Here is a 744-nt window from a genome sequence, read left to right on the forward strand (position 1 = left end):
GTGAAGTCGTAACAAGGTAGCCGTATCGGAAGGTGCGGCTGGATCACCTCCTTTCTATGGAGAATCGTTTCCTGCAATGGAGACATTCAAATCGGAAGCTTAGCTTCCATTAGAACCCTTGGGTTCGAACACTCACTCGTGTTCAGTTTTGAAAGAGCAAGTCTCTTTCGTATGCGTTTGGTGGCGATAGCGGAGGGGTTCCACACGTACCCATCCCGAACACGACCGTTAAGTCCTCCAGCGCCGATGGTACTTGGACCGAAGGGTCCTGGGAGAGTAGGACGCTGCCAAGCGGACAACCAATTCTTTGGTTGATTCACAATGTTATATATGTTATATGGGCTTTTAGCTCAGTTGGTTAGAGCGCACCTCTGATAAGGGTGAGGTCGGTGGTTCGAGTCCACCAAGGCCCACCATATAACATTATATCCCTTTATGGGGCCATAGCTCAGCTGGGAGAGCGCCTGCCTTGCAAGCAGGAGGTCAGCGGTTCGATCCCGCTTGGCTCCACCAAAATGTTTTACACGAAATAGTATATGCAACACCTTGATCCTTGAAAACTGGATACCGAAACGAAAATGCGTTTTAGAACATTCCTTTAAGCTGAACTTGTGCAAATAAGTTTATATTATAGCGATGCTAGCGATTTTCCCTTGGGAAAACGCGATGGTTAAGCTAATAAGAGCACACGGAGGATGCCTAGGCGCCAGGAGCCGACGAAGGACGTGGCGAACAACGAAACTG

2 tRNA genes and 2 rRNA genes are annotated in these 744 nt (G+C 48.8%); all 4 read left to right on the top strand.

Going from position 1 to position 744, the window contains the following annotated elements:
- Positions 1–54, top strand: a 16S ribosomal RNA gene (locus tag ACTJKB_RS30870); the annotation flags it as partial.
- Positions 55–176: 122 nt separating this feature from the next.
- Positions 177–293: ribosomal RNA gene (gene rrf, locus ACTJKB_RS30875) — 5S ribosomal RNA — on the top strand.
- Between the two features lie 46 nt (positions 294–339).
- Positions 340–416, top strand: a tRNA-Ile gene (locus tag ACTJKB_RS30880).
- A gap of 21 nt (positions 417–437) precedes the next feature.
- Positions 438–513: transfer RNA gene (locus tag ACTJKB_RS30885), tRNA-Ala, on the top strand.
- Positions 514–744: the final 231 nt, after the last annotated feature.

Origin of the sequence: Paenibacillus sp. 22594 (genome assembly GCF_052044425.1) — a bacterium.
In the GTDB taxonomy this organism is placed as follows: domain Bacteria; phylum Bacillota; class Bacilli; order Paenibacillales; family Paenibacillaceae; genus Paenibacillus_AQ.